General features: G+C 59.5%; 14 protein-coding genes. 10 read left to right on the top strand and 4 right to left on the bottom strand.

Going from position 1 to position 14,914, the window contains the following annotated elements; translation table 11 throughout:
- Window positions 1-16: 16 nt before the first annotated feature.
- Window positions 17-688 (bottom strand): TetR/AcrR family transcriptional regulator, encoded by a 672-nt coding sequence (locus tag AC1RO5_RS29050; protein ID WP_018928685.1) that lies wholly within the window; start codon window positions 686-688, stop codon window positions 17-19.
- Window positions 689-834: 146 nt separating this feature from the next.
- Between AC1RO5_RS29050 and AC1RO5_RS29045 the strand changes: the two genes are divergently transcribed.
- The 5 genes from AC1RO5_RS29045 to AC1RO5_RS29025 all read left to right on the top strand — a co-directional run bounded on the left by AC1RO5_RS29045 (window position 835) and on the right by AC1RO5_RS29025 (window position 5,436).
- Window positions 835-2,265, top strand: a complete 1,431-nt coding sequence (locus tag AC1RO5_RS29045; RefSeq protein WP_493179125.1) for a coniferyl aldehyde dehydrogenase — start codon at window positions 835-837, stop codon at window positions 2,263-2,265.
- A 28-nt stretch (window positions 2,266-2,293) separates the two neighbouring features.
- Entirely contained in the window at window positions 2,294-2,839 is a 546-nt protein-coding gene (locus tag AC1RO5_RS29040) for a twin-arginine translocation pathway signal protein (RefSeq protein ID WP_493179124.1), read from the top strand.
- 42 nt (window positions 2,840-2,881) lie between these two features.
- Window positions 2,882-4,477, top strand: coding sequence for a GMC family oxidoreductase (locus AC1RO5_RS29035; RefSeq protein WP_493179122.1), 1,596 nt, complete (start codon window positions 2,882-2,884; stop codon window positions 4,475-4,477).
- A gap of 115 nt (window positions 4,478-4,592) precedes the next feature.
- The gene (gene coaD, locus AC1RO5_RS29030; RefSeq protein WP_007939322.1) at window positions 4,593-5,072 is read left to right on the top strand and encodes a pantetheine-phosphate adenylyltransferase; all 480 of its coding nucleotides are present in this window, start codon (window positions 4,593-4,595) and stop codon (window positions 5,070-5,072) included.
- Window positions 5,073-5,184: 112 nt separating this feature from the next.
- Window positions 5,185-5,436 (top strand): YfhL family 4Fe-4S dicluster ferredoxin, encoded by a 252-nt coding sequence (locus tag AC1RO5_RS29025; protein ID WP_003195146.1) that lies wholly within the window; start codon window positions 5,185-5,187, stop codon window positions 5,434-5,436.
- A gap of 125 nt (window positions 5,437-5,561) precedes the next feature.
- Here AC1RO5_RS29025 and AC1RO5_RS29020 read toward each other — a convergent pair whose 3' ends face one another.
- The 3 genes from AC1RO5_RS29020 to AC1RO5_RS29010 are packed head-to-tail and all read right to left on the bottom strand — an operon-like array spanning window position 5,562 to window position 7,594.
- Window positions 5,562-5,885: a multidrug transporter gene (locus AC1RO5_RS29020; protein WP_007939321.1), complete on the bottom strand. Its 324-nt coding sequence runs from the start codon at window positions 5,883-5,885 to the stop codon at window positions 5,562-5,564.
- A 54-nt stretch (window positions 5,886-5,939) separates the two neighbouring features.
- Window positions 5,940-6,752: a bifunctional DNA-formamidopyrimidine glycosylase/DNA-(apurinic or apyrimidinic site) lyase gene (gene mutM, locus AC1RO5_RS29015; protein WP_007939320.1), complete on the bottom strand. Its 813-nt coding sequence runs from the start codon at window positions 6,750-6,752 to the stop codon at window positions 5,940-5,942.
- A gap of 29 nt (window positions 6,753-6,781) precedes the next feature.
- Window positions 6,782-7,594 carry an HDOD domain-containing protein gene (locus AC1RO5_RS29010; protein WP_493179147.1) on the bottom strand — a complete coding sequence of 271 codons (813 nt, stop codon included), beginning with the start codon at window positions 7,592-7,594 and terminating at the stop codon, window positions 6,782-6,784.
- Window positions 7,595-7,826: 232 nt separating this feature from the next.
- Between AC1RO5_RS29010 and AC1RO5_RS29005 the strand changes: the two genes are divergently transcribed.
- From AC1RO5_RS29005 to ilvD, 5 genes are all read left to right on the top strand, one after another.
- On the top strand, window positions 7,827-9,023 hold the full coding sequence (locus AC1RO5_RS29005; protein WP_017341306.1) for a class I SAM-dependent rRNA methyltransferase: 1,197 nt from the start codon (window positions 7,827-7,829) through the stop codon (window positions 9,021-9,023).
- A gap of 439 nt (window positions 9,024-9,462) precedes the next feature.
- The gene (locus AC1RO5_RS29000) at window positions 9,463-10,542 is read left to right on the top strand and encodes a SagB family peptide dehydrogenase (protein ID WP_493179121.1); all 1,080 of its coding nucleotides are present in this window, start codon (window positions 9,463-9,465) and stop codon (window positions 10,540-10,542) included.
- Window positions 10,539-11,516: a diiron oxygenase gene (locus tag AC1RO5_RS28995; protein WP_493179120.1), complete on the top strand. Its 978-nt coding sequence runs from the start codon at window positions 10,539-10,541 to the stop codon at window positions 11,514-11,516. Before AC1RO5_RS29000 ends, AC1RO5_RS28995 begins: the two co-directional genes overlap by 4 nt.
- Window positions 11,509-12,729: an MFS transporter gene (locus AC1RO5_RS28990; RefSeq protein WP_493179118.1), complete on the top strand. Its 1,221-nt coding sequence runs from the start codon at window positions 11,509-11,511 to the stop codon at window positions 12,727-12,729. The genes AC1RO5_RS28995 and AC1RO5_RS28990 overlap by 8 nt, the downstream gene beginning before the upstream one ends.
- Window positions 12,730-12,986: 257 nt before the next feature.
- Complete coding sequence (gene ilvD / locus AC1RO5_RS28985) at window positions 12,987-14,828, top strand: dihydroxy-acid dehydratase (protein ID WP_018928674.1); 1,842 nt, start codon at window positions 12,987-12,989, stop codon at window positions 14,826-14,828.
- Window positions 14,829-14,914 lie beyond the last annotated feature (86 nt).

Here is a 14,914-nt window from a genome sequence, read left to right as displayed (position 1 = left end):
TTGTCAGTCTTGAATCCTAATGCACTTCTTCCAGCGCCTGGGCCAGCGGTACGTAAAATTCGTCGAACAGCGCATTTACCGCGTCGCGCGATTGATCGGTAACGAACCCTGCCTCAAGCACCAACACCTGATACACCCCGCGCTTAATGGCCTGTTCGCTCAAGTGGTTGGAGTTTTCCCGCGTGGTGCACAGAAACCGCACCCAGGACGTGAGGATGATCCAGGCGTTCAGCGTCAGGGACTCGATCTGAACCTTATCCATGTTCAGGATGCCAGCGGCTACGAACCCTTCGTAAATGGCGGTGCCCTGGATCAGGCAACGCTGGGAAAAACGCCGATAACGGGCGGCCAGCTCGGGATCGCTGTCGAGCAAGTGCTCGAGGTCGCGATGCAAAAACCGGTAGCGCCACATGGCGGCGAGCAATTCCTTGAGGTAGAAGCGCTTGTCTTCGACCGTTGCGGCGCGGCCCTGAGGCGGGCGCAGGAAGCTGTCCACCAGGCTTTCGTACTCACTGAACAGCACAGCGATGATCGCCTGCTTGTTGGGGAAGTGGTAGTACAGGTTGCCCGGAGAAATCTCCATGTGGGCAGCAATGTGGTTGGTGCTGATGCTGCGCTCGCCCTGCTGATTGAACAGCTCCAGGCTGTTCTGCACGATGCGCTCGCTGGTTTTGATCCGAGGGGCCATGGCTTGAGCTTTAATTCAGAGTGCGGTGACGGGCATCTTACGACCTATCCGGGAGTGGATAAAACAAAGCTGCGTCAGGATGTCATTTGACTTTCTAGAGCATAGACTCTAAAAATCCCCTCATTACAATAAATCCGGAGCCGACCATGCCTGCTGACATCGCCTACCTGAAGAACCTGCAGCAGCCTCTGGACGAGCTCCAATCCCTGTTCGATGCTCAACGCGCGGCGTATGCAGGCAACCCGATGCCACCCGCGGCTCAGCGCCAACAATGGCTAAAGGCGTTGCGGGACCTGTTGAGCAATGAGCGCCAGGCCTTGGTCGACGCCATCAGCCAGGATTTCAGCCACCGCAGCGCCGACGAAACCCTGCTCGCCGAATTGATGCCCAGCCTGCACGGCATTCACTACGCCAGCCGACACCTCAAAGGCTGGATGAAAACCTCACGGCGTAAAGTCGGCATCGCTTTTCAACCGGCGTCGGCCAAAGTCGTTTATCAACCGCTGGGCGTGGTCGGGGTGATTGTGCCGTGGAACTACCCGCTTTACCTGGCCATCGGGCCGTTGGTGGGGGCGTTGTCGGCGGGCAACCGGGTGATGCTCAAACTCAGCGAATCGACCCCCGCCACCGGTTTGCTGCTCAAGGAATTGCTGGAGCGGATATTCCCTCAAGACCTGGTCTGCGTGGTGCTCGGCGAGGCCGACATCGGCGTGGCGTTCTCCCGGCTGCACTTTGATCACCTGCTGTTCACCGGCGCCACCAGCATCGGCAAACACGTGATGCGCGCCGCCGCCGAGAACCTGACCCCGGTGACCCTCGAACTGGGCGGCAAGTCCCCGGCCATCGTTTCCCGCGACGTGCCGCTCAAGGATGCCGCCGAACGCATCGCTTTCGGCAAGACCCTCAACGCCGGGCAAACCTGTGTCGCCCCGGACTACGTGCTGGTGCCGGAAGACCGCGTCGGCTCTTTCGTCGAAGCCTATCGCCAGGCAGTTCGCGGGTTTTATCCGACCCTGGCCGACAATCCGGACTACACCGCCATCATCAATGAGCGACAACTGGCGCGGCTCAACGGTTACCTCAGCGACGCCACCAGCAAGGGCGCGCTGCTGATTCCGCTGTTCGATCAGGGCCAGGGCCGGCGCATGGGTCATTGCCTGCTGCTCAACGTCAGCGACGACATGACAGTGATGCAGGACGAAATTTTCGGCCCGTTGTTGCCGATCGTCCCCTACAAGGACCTCGATGAAGCGTTTGCCTATATCAACCAACGGCCTCGTCCGCTGGCGCTGTATTACTTCGGCTATGACAAGCGCGAGCAAAACCGTGTTCTCCACGAAACCCATTCCGGCGGCGTATGCCTCAATGACACCTTGCTGCACGTTGCTCAGGACGACATGCCGTTCGGCGGCATCGGCGCCTCGGGCATGGGCCACTACCACGGCCATGAGGGTTTCCTGACCTTCAGCAAGGCCAAGGGCGTGCTGATCAAACAGCGTTTCAACGCGGCGAAGCTGATCTATCCGCCATACGGCAAATCCATTCAGAAACTGATCCAGAAGCTGTTTATCCGCTAACGATCAACACCGCCGGGTAATAACAATAATGAGCCCAAGCCTGTCCGACACACCCGCGCTGTCACGGCGCGGCCTGCTTAAATTCAGCCTGGGCGCCAGCGCCTTTCTGGCCACGGCCGGATTAGGTGCGAGCCTCAGCGGCTGCTCGTCGAGCACGGCGGCCAGCGGTTTCGCGACACTGCGCAGCAGTGACCTGCTGTTTCTGCGGGCACTGATCCCGGTAATGCTCGACGGTGCCGTGATCGTCGAGAAAATGCCGGCCGCCGTCGAAGGCACCCTCAAAAGCCTGGATTACAGCCTCGATCACCTGTCGCCGGAAATGCTCAAGCTGACCCGGCAATTGTTCGATGTGCTGGGGATGAGCATCACCCGCGGCCCACTGACCGGGATCTGGGGCAGTTGGGAAAATGCCAGCAGCGAAGACATCCGACACTTTCTCGATCGCTGGGAAAACAGCTCGCTGAGCTTGCTGCGCATGGGCCATAGCTCGTTGCTGCAAATGGTGATGATGGCGTGGTACAGCCGGGCGGAGTCTTGGGTGCATTGTGGGTATCCGGGGCCGCCTACGGTTTGAGACCGCAGCGCGCCCAGAACATAACAATAAGAGAACCTGACGATGCCCGTACCCGATCCGTTCCGTGAAGGCCTGGCCCGTGGCTGGAAAACCTACAACGGCGCCCAACTGACCCAGGACCTGACCCTCGAAGCGGATGTGGCGATCATCGGCAGCGGTGCCGGCGGCGGGACCACCGCCGAAATCCTCAGCGCCGCAGGCTACAAGGTGTTGCTCATCGAAGAAGGCCCACTCAAGACCAGCAGTGACTTCAAGATGCTTGAGGATCAGGCCTACACCAGCCTCTATCAGGAAGGCATCGGGCGTATGAGCAAGGACGGTGCGATCACCATCCTCCAGGGCCGGGCGGTGGGCGGTACCACGCTGATTAACTGGACCTCGAGCTTTCGCACCCCGGACCCGACGCTGGAACACTGGGCCAAAGAGCATGACGTCATAGGTCACACCCCGGCCGAGATGGCACCCTGGTTCGAGAAAATGGAACAACGCCTGGGTGTCGCCCCGTGGCGGGTGCCGCCCAACGCCAACAACGACGTCATCCGCAAAGGCTGCGAAAAACTCGGCTACGCCTGGCATGTGATCCCGCGAAACGTGCGCGGCTGCTGGAACATCGGCTACTGCGGCATGGGTTGCCCGACCAACGCCAAGCAATCGATGCTGGTCACGACCATCCCGGCGACCCTGGAAAAAGGTGGCGAGCTGCTCTATCTGGCCCGCGCTGAAAAGCTGTCGGTCAAGGACGGCAGAGTCACAGGCCTGCATTGCGTGGCGATGGATGAGCGTTGCGTTGCCCCTACCGGACGCACAATCACGGTCAAGGCACGGCATTACGTGCTGGCCGGCGGCGGGATCAACAGCCCGGCGCTGCTGTTGCGCTCAGAGGCGCCGGATCCGCATGAGCGACTGGGAAAACGGACGTTCCTGCATTTGGTCAACATGTCCGCCGGGCTGTTCGACGAGGTGATCAACCCGTTCTACGGCGCGCCGCAGTCGATTTATTCCGACCATTTCCAGTGGCAGGACGGCATCACCGGCAAGATGTCCTACAAATTGGAGGTCCCGCCGCTGCACCCGGCGCTGGCCACCACCCTGCTTGGCGGCTTTGGCACGGAAAACGCCCGGCACATGGAAAACCTGCCGCATACCCACGCGATGCTGGCGTTGCTGCGAGACGGCTTTCACCCAGACAGCCCCGGCGGCAGTGTCGAATTGCGCAGTGACGGCACGCCGGTGCTCGACTATCAGGTTTCACCGTATGCCTGGGACGGGTTGCGCCGGGCGTTCCATAGCATGGCCGAGATCCAGTTCGCCGGTGGCGCCAACGCTGTGATGCCGATGCATGCCGACGCCCGTTACGTGAAAACCCTCGCCGAAGCACGCGTCTTGATCGACGGATTGAGCCTTGAGCTGTATCGCACGCGCCTGGGTAGTGCTCATGTGATGGGCGGTTGTGCCATGGGTGAAGACCCGAAAAACGCCGTGACCGACAGCCTCGGCCGACACCACCAACTGCACAATCTGTCGATTCACGACGGCTCGCTATTCCCCACCAGCATTGGTGCAAACCCACAATTGTCGGTCTACGGACTGACGGCACAACTGGCGAATTCACTGGCCGAGCGTTTGAAAAACCCATGAAAACGCGGAATATTCCCATCGTCTATAGTGCTTTCTTACCCAACAGGCGACTTGGCCGACCGGGAAGGCTGCGATACCATCCGACTCCCCAACGGACTCCCGCCAGGACGACGCGATGAACCGAGTGTTGTACCCAGGTACCTTCGACCCTATTACCAAGGGCCATGGCGATCTGGTCGAACGCGCCTCGCGCCTGTTCGATCACGTAATCATCGCCGTCGCCGCCAGCCCTAAGAAAAACCCGCTGTTTCCCTTGGAACAACGTGTGGAGCTGGCCCGCGAGGTCACCAAACATTTGCCGAACGTTGAAGTCGTCGGCTTCTCGACACTGCTCGCGCATTTCGCCAAAGAGCAGAACGCCAACGTGTTCCTGCGTGGTTTGCGCGCGGTGTCGGACTTCGAATACGAATTCCAGCTGGCCAACATGAACCGCCAACTGGCACCGGATGTGGAAAGTCTGTTTCTTACCCCGTCCGAGCGTTATTCGTTCATTTCCTCGACACTGGTCCGTGAAATCGCGGCCCTGGGCGGCGATATCACCAAGTTCGTCCACCCGGTGGTGGCCGACGCCCTCACCGAACGCTTCAAAAAGTAGGCGCTGCCAAAGCTGCACTTGATCGCGCCCGCGTGCACTGCGGGCGCCAATGCGGCACAATTGTGCGCATTGGTTTATTGCGCCAGGGCCTGCCGCCCCGGCTGGAGTTAGCATGTCCCTGATCATCACCGACGATTGCATCAACTGCGACGTCTGCGAACCCGAATGCCCGAACGCCGCCATTTCCCAGGGCGAAGAGATCTACGTGATCGACCCGAACCTGTGCACGCAATGTGTCGGCCACTATGACGAACCGCAATGCCAGCAGGTCTGCCCGGTGGATTGCATTCCGCTGGACGAAGCCCATCCGGAAACTGAAGAACAGTTGATGGAGAAGTACCGGAAGATTACCGGCAAGGCTTAAGTAATCTGGCGCCTGTCGGGGCGCCTTCGCGGGCAAGCCTCGCTCCTACAGGTTCACGTCGTACCTGGCACCCATGAACGGCGGAACTCTGTAGGAGCGAGGCTTGCCCGCGAAGCTTTTACAGCTCACTCCCGCTGCTCAAACCCTTCCCCGATGCACCCCAGACACCGCACAAACGCTGCTTTCGCCGGGTCGACCACCAGCGCCTGCCCTGCATCGCCAATGCCGCCGCCCAGCGCGGTAAATGGCAGCGACACCACAAACGCCCCAGCACCGATCACTGTCGCCACCACCAGCAACGGTCGGGCAATCAGCAGATCGCCAAGCATGGCGTAGGCCGGTGGATTCTGGATGGTGTAACGCGGGTCACCGCTGCCGTTCTCAGTAGCCAGCGCGGGCGCACCGACACTCAGCAACAGCGTGACGACAAGGGTTCGAAACAGATTCATGGCACGGTCCTTCGGCTAGGCAGTGAGAACACTGACTATAGACCGTAGCCGATATCAGCTCTGACAGCGCGGACAAAAGACGCTGGCGCGCTGCCCAAGTTTGACTTCCCGCAGCCCCGTGCCACAGACCTTGCAGTGTTCACCGCCACGGCCGTACACGAACAGTTCCTGCTGGAAATAACCCGGTTGGCCGTCGCCGCCGATAAAGTCCCGCAACGTGGTACCGCCCCGTTCGATGGCGAGGGCCAGGATGCGCTTGATCTCGATCGCCAGCTTCAAATAACGCGCCCGGGAAATGCTCTTGGCCTCGCGGCGCGGGTCAATGCCAGCAGCAAACAGCGCTTCGGTCGCGTAGATATTGCCGACGCCCACCACCACCGCGTTATCCATGATGAACGGCTTGACCGCCATGGACCGCCCGCGGGACAGCTGGAACAGACGCTCGCCGTCGAACAGATCGGTCAACGGCTCCGGCCCCAGGCGAACCAGCAGTTCGTGGTTCAGCGGGTCGAGGCTCCAGAGCATCGCCCCGAACCGACGCGGGTCGGTGTAACGCAGGGCCAGGCCCGATTCCAGTTCGATGTCCACATGCTCATGCTTGGCTGCCGGCAAGCCGGCTTCCACCAGCCGCAGATTGCCCGACATGCCCAAATGACTGATCAGTGTGCCGACCTCGGCATTGATCAGCAGGTACTTGGCCCGCCGTTCCACCAGCACGATGCGCTGGCCCGACAGCCGCACATCCAGGTCTTCGGGGATCGGCCAGCGCAGACGGCGCTCACGCACGATCACCCGGCTGACGCGCTGGCCTTCCAGGTGCGGTGCAATTCCGCGGCGGGTGGTTTCGACTTCCGGCAGTTCAGGCATGGGGCTCTCGAATCAGGCGAGTTCGACACTCAACGCGTGGCGAGGTCGCGAATTTCTTGTTTCTGGGTTTCGAAATCGTATTCCGATAGACCAATGTAATCGAGCACAAGGTGCCCGACATTGTTCCATTCATGGTCTTCGGCCTGGTTGCCCAGCACCCGATAGGAGGCACAAATGTGCTCGGCCATCTTCAGGATCGCCAGCAGATTTTTCAGCGGTGTATTACGCGACGATTCATCGCTGAAAATGGCCAGGGCATTGTGGTGGTTGGCAATGGCCTGGGTGACGTGCTCCGGCAAGCGCCAGGACTTGGCGGTGTAATACCCGACCACCGCGTGGTTGGTGTTGTAGTGCTTATTCTCGGTATCCACCACGCGGCATTCGGCGCTGGCGTTGGCATAGGCCTGCTCCAGCACTTTCATGTAGTCGGGGAATTTCTTGAGCATCAGCGGGATGCCGCAATCGTGGAACAGGCCCAGCGCATAAGCTTCATCACCGGCCTGGACGCCGACGCGCTTGGCCAGGCTCAGGCAGGTCATCGCCACGTCCTGCGCCGTGTCCCAGAAACGGTTGAGGGTGACGATTGCGTCGTCGTTCAGCTCGCCCTTGATCGACTGCGCGTTGATCAGGTTGATGATCGAACGGCTGCCCAACAGGTTTACTGCTCGCTGGATCGCAGTGATCTTGTTACTCAAGCCGTAGTACGGCGAATTGACGATTTTCAGCAAGGCGCCGGAAAGACCAGGGTCCTGGGAGATCAGCTTGGCGATCATCTCCAGGTCCGGGTCGGGCATATATTGCTCCATCTGCAGATCCACCATGATCTGCGGCTGGGGCGGCACACTGATGCCTTGCAGGGACTGTTGAATCTGTTCAGAAGACAGCTCTTGGGACATAAGTACGCACTCCGGGTCAGGCGGGGATTCTAACCCTTAAAAAGATCGATCCGACAGCCAGTCAAACGCAATCCATATGTGTGCGGGCCCGCGATGGCGTCATGCGCGTTTCATCGTCCGTCAAACCCGCCACTCCCTCAACACGCTATACTCCCGCTCTTTTTTCCGGAGCGACGTCATGTCCCTGCCTAGCCTGCGCCTCAAAGCCAACGCCGACCGACGCCTGCGCAACGGTCACCTGTGGGTCTACAGCAACGAAATCGATGTAGCCGCCACCCCATTGCACGGTTTCAAGGCTGGCGATCAGGCGATCCTCGAAGCCGCCGGCGGCAAGCCGCTGGGCATCGTTGCCATGAGCCCGAACAATCTGATCTGCGCCCGCCTGCTGTCGCGCGACATCAAGTTGCCGCTGGACAAGTCGCTGCTGGTGCATCGCCTGAACGTCGCCCTGTCGCTGCGCGATCGCCTGTTCGACAAGCCGTTCTATCGCCTGGTCTACGGCGACTCCGACCTGCTGCCAGGCCTGGTGGTCGACCGTTTCGGTGACATCCTGGTGGTCCAGATCGCTTCGGCGACCATGGAAGCTCACAAAGATGACGTGATCGCGGCGCTGACCCAAGTGCTCAAGCCAAGCGGCATCCTGTTCAAGAACGACTCCGCCGCCCGTGACGCCGAAGGCCTCAACCGTTACGTCGAAACCGTGTTCGGCCTGGTGCCGGAGTGGGTAGCGCTGGAAGAGAACGGCGTGAAGTTCGAAGCGCCAGTCATCCAGGGGCAGAAAACCGGCTGGTTTTACGACCACCGCATGAACCGCGCGCGTCTGGCACCTTATGCCAAAGGCAAACGCGTATTGGATTTGTACAGCTACATCGGCGGCTGGGGCGTGCAAGCGGCCGCCTTCGGCGCCAGTGAAGTGTTCTGCGTCGATGCTTCAGCCTTCGCCCTCGATGGCGTGGAGCGCAACGCCGCACTGAACGGCTTCGCCGAAAAAATGACCTGCATTGAAGGCGACGTGTTCGAAGCCCTCAAAGAGCTGAAAGCCAGCGAAGAGCGTTTCGACGTCATCGTGGCCGACCCTCCTGCATTCATCAAACGCAAGAAAGACATGAAAAACGGTGAAGGTGCCTACCGTCGTCTGAACGAACAAGCCATGCGCCTGCTCAGCAAGGACGGCATCCTGGTCAGCGCGTCGTGCTCGATGCACCTGCCGGAAGACGATCTGCAGAACATCCTGCTGACCAGCGCCCGTCACCTGGACCGCAACATCCAGATGCTCGAGCGCGGCGGACAAGGCCCGGATCACCCGGTACACCCGGCCATTGCCGAAACCCGCTACATCAAGAGCATTACCTGCCGTCTGCTGCCAAACAGCTGAGTACGCCGGTTTGACGGGGAGCCGACAGGCTCTCCGTCAGCCATTCTGACGCCGCGACATATCCTCTCCCGCCCCATCGTCTTACTCTTGCAGTCCTACAGACTTGCAGGACATTTCCCTGCACATTTGATTTGAAAGAATATAACTTACAAAACCGTTCCAAACCCAAGATCGTTCCGACAAAATTACTGGAATATTCCTACTTAATATCCCCTTGATAAGCGCCCATTACCGCCTATGATTGAGTTGTCACCTCGAAGTGACACTCACTATCAAATGACAAGGAGTCAACAACATGAAAGCAATTACTCTGGAAGCTAACAAAATCGCCAACCTGGCTTTTCTGGTTGCACCAAAAGCCCGCTAAGTAAATGAGACGCTGGGGAGTGCCGGCTACCCAGCGCTTTCTATGGCACCCGTCCAGAGCGAACCGCCCACCATGCAGATAAACCCATATCTATTCATACTTCCTCGCACGCCCGGCCAAATAGTCTGGGATTACAAAAATCACAAACAATTTGAACTAAGCCTTGAATACTCAAGCAGACTTACGCAACTTATAAACAACCCAAAACTGTATAACGACAGCAACATAGTTGACACTCAACTCCTGAACGCAGGAATACTGACAACATCAATACAAGGTACTGTTGAATGGGGTTGGGATGAACTGTCGAAGATATTCCATATCGGTACCAAAAACATCCCATGCGAACATGTCCCTCAGGATGTTCATGAATGGTCGAGACACTACCTGGACCATTGCACCGAAGTGCTGGCCACTCCTGCGCCGAGCAACCGGCCCACAGAATGCCAGGCGCGGGAGCTGATTGACCTGCCAAAACCTTCCTGCCTGCCGGAAGGGTCTCTGGCCAACGTCCTGATCGGCCGAAAAACCTGCCGCACCTTCACGGATGCAGCGGTTTCACTGGAAGCTATCAGCACGCTGCTTTACCTGTCCCTTGGCTACTTGCATGAGCGCGAAAACGATGTCGATGAAACCCTTGTCGAAGGTCTCGATGCCCGGCGCAGCAGCCCATCCGGTGGCGGGCTGAATGCCTGCGAAGGCTTTCTTCATGTACACAACGTCAGCGGCCTGAAACCCGGGCTCTACGCCTACCATCCCACCGACCACGCCTTGAGTTTCGTCAACCCGACACCTGACTCACCACTGGGGCAGTTGCTGTGTGGGCAGCACTTCATCAACAACCTGCCCGTGGGCCTGTTCATCACCAGTCGGTTCGACAAGCTGTGGTGGAAATATGAACACTCGCGAGCCTACCGAATGGCCTTCGTGGAAGCAGGGCATATTTCTCAAACATTCCAACTGGTGGCCACCGCGCTGGGGTTGAACACCTGGCTGACGGGGGCGCTGGCCGATGATCAGGTCGAGGTCTTGCTGGGGATCGCGGACAGCGCAGAACAACCGTTATTTTTTGTCGGCTGTGGCTACAGCGACGGACAAATGATGTGCAAGGAATTGAAAGATCTTCTGAGCAGTCGGGAGCCGCAACAATGACCACTCCCATCGTTGCCCCGTTGGACCACCCAATGTCCTGGGCTCATCGTTACACCTTGGGCGACTGGAATACCCGCGCGTCAGTGCGCACCAGCAAACACGACTATCTATTACCGCCAGATCTGGAACAGCAACTGGAAACGCGCCACTGGTTTCCTCCAGGCTTCCTGGCTTACCTGACTCACCCGGCTATCCAGGCGGCAGGTCAAACCGTCATCCATCGGCTGTCGGCCAATCATCTGGTGTACTTCCTCGACTACACCACCTTGCTTGAGCACCGCATCGTCAACCGCTCCGTGGAAACCATCATCCATGATGAACTGAACGTCCACATTCCCGCACGGATGAAGACCGCCGCGCTTCAGCTTTATACCGACGAGGGTTATCACGCCCTGTTTTCCAACAGCCTTGCCGAACAGGTTGCCAGGTTCTACGGGATCAGCCGGCGTCCGGTCATGCCCCACCGCATCATGCGATTGAACGCCCTGCTTGACGGCGCCCCTGAAAGATACAGGGCGCTGGCCTGGTTTCTCGTCGGGTTCGTGTCGGAGACGATCATTGCCAAGGAACTGCTCGATGTCTGCCGTAACGACCTGGTTTCCAGCGTCCAGGCAATGCTCAGGGATCATCTGGCGGACGAGGCGCGCCATAGTCGCTATTTCTCTGAAGTATTCCATTACCTGTGGCTGACGCTGAACAGCCCTCAACGCACGTTTGTCGCCAAAGCGCTGCTGGACATCATCCGGATGTTCTTCGAGGCCGATGAGCGATGGATGCGCGAAAGCCTGCACAGCGCGGCTCTTGGCGACACCACCGTCACGGAAATTCTCTGCGGACTGACCAACCCCCAAGCCACCCATCAACGGGCGCGATCCGGTGCTGGCGCAACGCTGCAGGCGTTGAAAAAGGCCGGTTTCTTCGACCTGTCCTCCAACCAGCAACTGTTCATGAAGGCAGGGCTTATCGATGGCTGAAGGACAATCCGCGGCAACCGCCAAACAACGTCGGGGAGCGGTCAGCCTGTTGTTGGCCATGGTGCTGCTTGGCGTGTTCCCGCTGGATGTCCTGCGGCCCTCTTTCCCGGCGCTCGCCGAACACTTTCGCAGCACGCCCGCCGATATTGCGCTGTCGATCAGTCTGTTTGCCGTTGGCATAGCGGCCTCTCAACTGCTGATCGGGCCGCTGTCGGATGTGATCGGGCGCAAAGTACTGTTGCTCGCGGGAATAACCATCTCGATGCTGGGTGCGGTGGGCTGCACACTGACCACGGACTATGTCCACTTCCTGCTGTTCCGTGTCATTCAGGCGCTCGGTTGCGGGTGTTTCGTGCTGTCACAAGCACTGATTCAGGACCTGTTCGAGGGTGAGGAGCGTGACCGGTTGCGGATCCTGATGGTGACTGCCACCGGCGTTTTCATCTCGGTCTCACCGTTGGCCGGCACGTTCCTGCAAGCCACGCTGGGCTGGCAGGGCAGCTTTGGGGTGTTTACCGCACTGGCTGGAATAGTGCTGCTCAAGGCCTGTTTTTTTCTCGAAAACACTCGGCCAGCGGCAACCGGAGCGCTATCGAATATCTTCCAGCCCTACCGCCGGGTCTTGTGCGATGTCGACTTCCTGTCCTACTGGCTGATTTCCGCCTTTGCTTTCGCCTGCCATTTTTCCTTCATCGTGATTTCGCCGCTGATTTTCATGGATCAACTCCAGCTATCGGCCTATGACTTCTCGCTGATCCTGCTGGTATATGGCGGCGCCTACATTGTCGGCGGCACGGTTGCGACGTTGTTGGGTAAACGTATCAGTCCCGGTCATCAAGTCATCAGCGGGATGAGCCTGATCCTGCTGTCCGGCCTGATCATGCTTTATCTCTCAAGCCACTTTACGCTGTCCCCGATCACTGTCCTGGTACCGATGCTCATCTGTACTGCCGGCACCACCATCGCCCGGCCCGCCGCTACGTCCAAAGCCATGAGCCTGTTCCCCGAAAATGCGGGAACCTCGGCGTCGGCCGGCAGCACGGTGATTTTCATCTGCGGCGGGTTGATCAGTGCGCTCATCAGCTTGAGCCCGGCCAACCTGCAATCCACGCTGGGATACAGCTTCATCATCTTGAGCAGCGTGGCGCTGGCGCTCAACAGTCGTGTCCATAGCCGAGCCAAAAGCCCGAGAGCCAGCCCAAGCGTCGAATAATCCTGCCGGTCGTCATCCCACACGCGCCATCAGCGCTGGATCAGCACTTTCCGGCATTCCCTCCTGACGCCAGCGGTGTAGAATCGCGAGATTCATCGCCAGTCATCCCCCGGCGGGTTTATGAGCTCAAGCTGAAGCGCGCGGCGATCCCGCAAAGTTATCGGCAACTTCCGGACACACGGCCATTTCTGAGTGTTCCAGACGTCAATAGAAGCTCACTTCCCTTTTGATACCTGATTTGCCGCCCGGAGTGCTCCATGCCTGATTACCGCTCGAAAACATCCACCCACGGCCGCAACATGGCCGGTGCTCGCGCACTGTGGCGCGCCACGGGGATGAAAGATGACGACTTCAAGAAGCCGATCATCGCCATTGCCAACTCCTTTACCCAGTTCGTACCGGGCCACGTGCACCTGAAGGATCTGGGTCAACTGGTCGCTCGTGAAATCGAACGGGCCGGCGGCGTAGCCAAAGAATTCAACACCATCGCCGTGGATGACGGCATCGCCATGGGCCACGACGGCATGCTCTATTCGCTGCCGAGCCGCGAGATCATCGCCGACTCCGTCGAGTACATGGTCAACGCCCACTGCGCCGACGCCATCGTCTGCATCTCCAACTGCGACAAGATCACCCCTGGCATGCTGATGGCCGCCTTGCGCCTGAACATCCCGGTGATCTTCGTGTCTGGCGGCCCGATGGAAGCCGGCAAGACCAAACTGGCCAGCCACGGTCTTGACCTGGTCGACGCCATGGTGATCGCCGCCGACTCCAGCGCCTCTGACGAGAAGGTCGCCGAGTACGAGCGTAGCGCCTGCCCTACTTGCGGCTCCTGCTCCGGCATGTTCACCGCCAACTCGATGAACTGCCTGACCGAAGCCCTTGGTCTCGCGTTGCCGGGCAACGGTTCGACCCTGGCCACCCACAGCGACCGCGAACAGCTGTTCCTGCAAGCCGGCCGTACCATCGTCGAGCTGTGCAAGCGCTACTACGGCGAGAACGATGAGTCGGTATTGCCACGCAACATCGCCAACTTCAAGGCGTTCGAAAACGCCATGACCCTGGACATCGCCATGGGCGGTTCCACCAACACCATCCTGCACTTGCTGGCCGCGGCCCAGGAAGCCGAGATCGATTTCGACCTGCGCGACATCGACCGCCTCTCCCGCCACGTACCGCAACTGTGCAAGGTCGCGCCGAACATCCAGAAGTACCACATGGAAGACGTGCACCGTGCCGGCGGGATCTTCAGCATCCTCGGTTCCCTGGCCCGTGGCGGCCTGTTGCACACAGACCTGCCGACCGTACACAGCAAGACCATGGCCGAAGGTATCGCCAAGTGGGACATCACCCAGACCAACGACGAGGCGGTGCATCACTTCTTCAAGGCTGGCCCTGCGGGCATCCCGACGCAAACCGCGTTCAGCCAGTCGACCCGTTGGGAAACCCTGGACGACGACCGTGAAAACGGCTGCATCCGCAGTGTCGAACACGCTTACTCGAAAGAGGGCGGCCTGGCCGTTCTGTACGGCAACATCGCGCTGGATGGCTGTGTGGTGAAAACCGCCGGTGTCGACGAGTCGATCCACGTCTTCGAAGGCAACGCGAAGATCTTCGAAAGCCAGGACAGCGCCGTACGCGGCATCCTCGCCGACGAAGTGAAGGCCGGCGACATCGTGATCATTCGTTACGAAGGCCCGAAAGGCGGCCCGGGCATGCAGGAAATGCTCTACCCGACCTCTTACCTGAAATCCAAAGGCCTGGGCAAAGCCTGCGCCCTGCTGACCGACGGCCGTTTCTCCGGCGGTACTTCGGGCCTGTCCATCGGCCACGCTTCGCCAGAAGCCGCTGCCGGCGGCGCGATCGGCCTGGTGCAGGATGGCGACAAGGTACTGATCGACATCCCGAACCGCTCGATCAACCTGTTGGTCAGCGACGAAGAACTGGCCGCGCGCCGGGTCGAGCAGGACAAGAAAGGCTGGAAGCCGGTGGAAAAGCGTCCACGTAAAGTGACCACCGCTCTGAAAGCCTATGCCCTGTTGGCGACCAGCGCCGACAAAGGTGCCGTGCGTAACAAAGCGATGCTCGACGGGCTGTAATACTTAACCGTCGAACAAAAAAATGCCCCGCCAAGTGCGGGGCTGATCGTTCCCACGCTCCCGCGTGGGAATGCCTCAAGGGACGC

The organism is Pseudomonas sp. GW822-FHT02G04 (genome assembly GCF_058802085.1).
This window is presented reverse-complemented; position numbering and strand designations above follow the sequence as displayed.

Excerpts from the sequence above, each read along its gene's own strand:
- AC1RO5_RS29050 (WP_018928685.1), bottom strand. The coding sequence starts at position 688 with ATGGCCCCTCGGATCAAAACCAGCGAGCGCATCGTGCAGAACAGCCTG.
- AC1RO5_RS29045 (WP_493179125.1), top strand. The coding sequence starts at position 835 with ATGCCTGCTGACATCGCCTACCTGAAGAACCTGCAGCAGCCTCTGGAC.
- AC1RO5_RS29040 (WP_493179124.1), top strand. The coding sequence starts at position 2,294 with ATGAGCCCAAGCCTGTCCGACACACCCGCGCTGTCACGGCGCGGCCTG.
- AC1RO5_RS29035 (WP_493179122.1), top strand. The coding sequence starts at position 2,882 with ATGCCCGTACCCGATCCGTTCCGTGAAGGCCTGGCCCGTGGCTGGAAA.
- coaD (WP_007939322.1), top strand. The coding sequence starts at position 4,593 with ATGAACCGAGTGTTGTACCCAGGTACCTTCGACCCTATTACCAAGGGC.
- AC1RO5_RS29025 (WP_003195146.1), top strand. The coding sequence starts at position 5,185 with ATGTCCCTGATCATCACCGACGATTGCATCAACTGCGACGTCTGCGAA.
- AC1RO5_RS29020 (WP_007939321.1), bottom strand. The coding sequence starts at position 5,885 with ATGAATCTGTTTCGAACCCTTGTCGTCACGCTGTTGCTGAGTGTCGGT.
- mutM (WP_007939320.1), bottom strand. The coding sequence starts at position 6,752 with ATGCCTGAACTGCCGGAAGTCGAAACCACCCGCCGCGGAATTGCACCG.
- AC1RO5_RS29005 (WP_017341306.1), top strand. The coding sequence starts at position 7,827 with ATGTCCCTGCCTAGCCTGCGCCTCAAAGCCAACGCCGACCGACGCCTG.
- AC1RO5_RS29000 (WP_493179121.1), top strand. The coding sequence starts at position 9,463 with ATGCAGATAAACCCATATCTATTCATACTTCCTCGCACGCCCGGCCAA.
- AC1RO5_RS28995 (WP_493179120.1), top strand. The coding sequence starts at position 10,539 with ATGACCACTCCCATCGTTGCCCCGTTGGACCACCCAATGTCCTGGGCT.
- AC1RO5_RS28990 (WP_493179118.1), top strand. The coding sequence starts at position 11,509 with ATGGCTGAAGGACAATCCGCGGCAACCGCCAAACAACGTCGGGGAGCG.
- ilvD (WP_018928674.1), top strand. The coding sequence starts at position 12,987 with ATGCCTGATTACCGCTCGAAAACATCCACCCACGGCCGCAACATGGCC.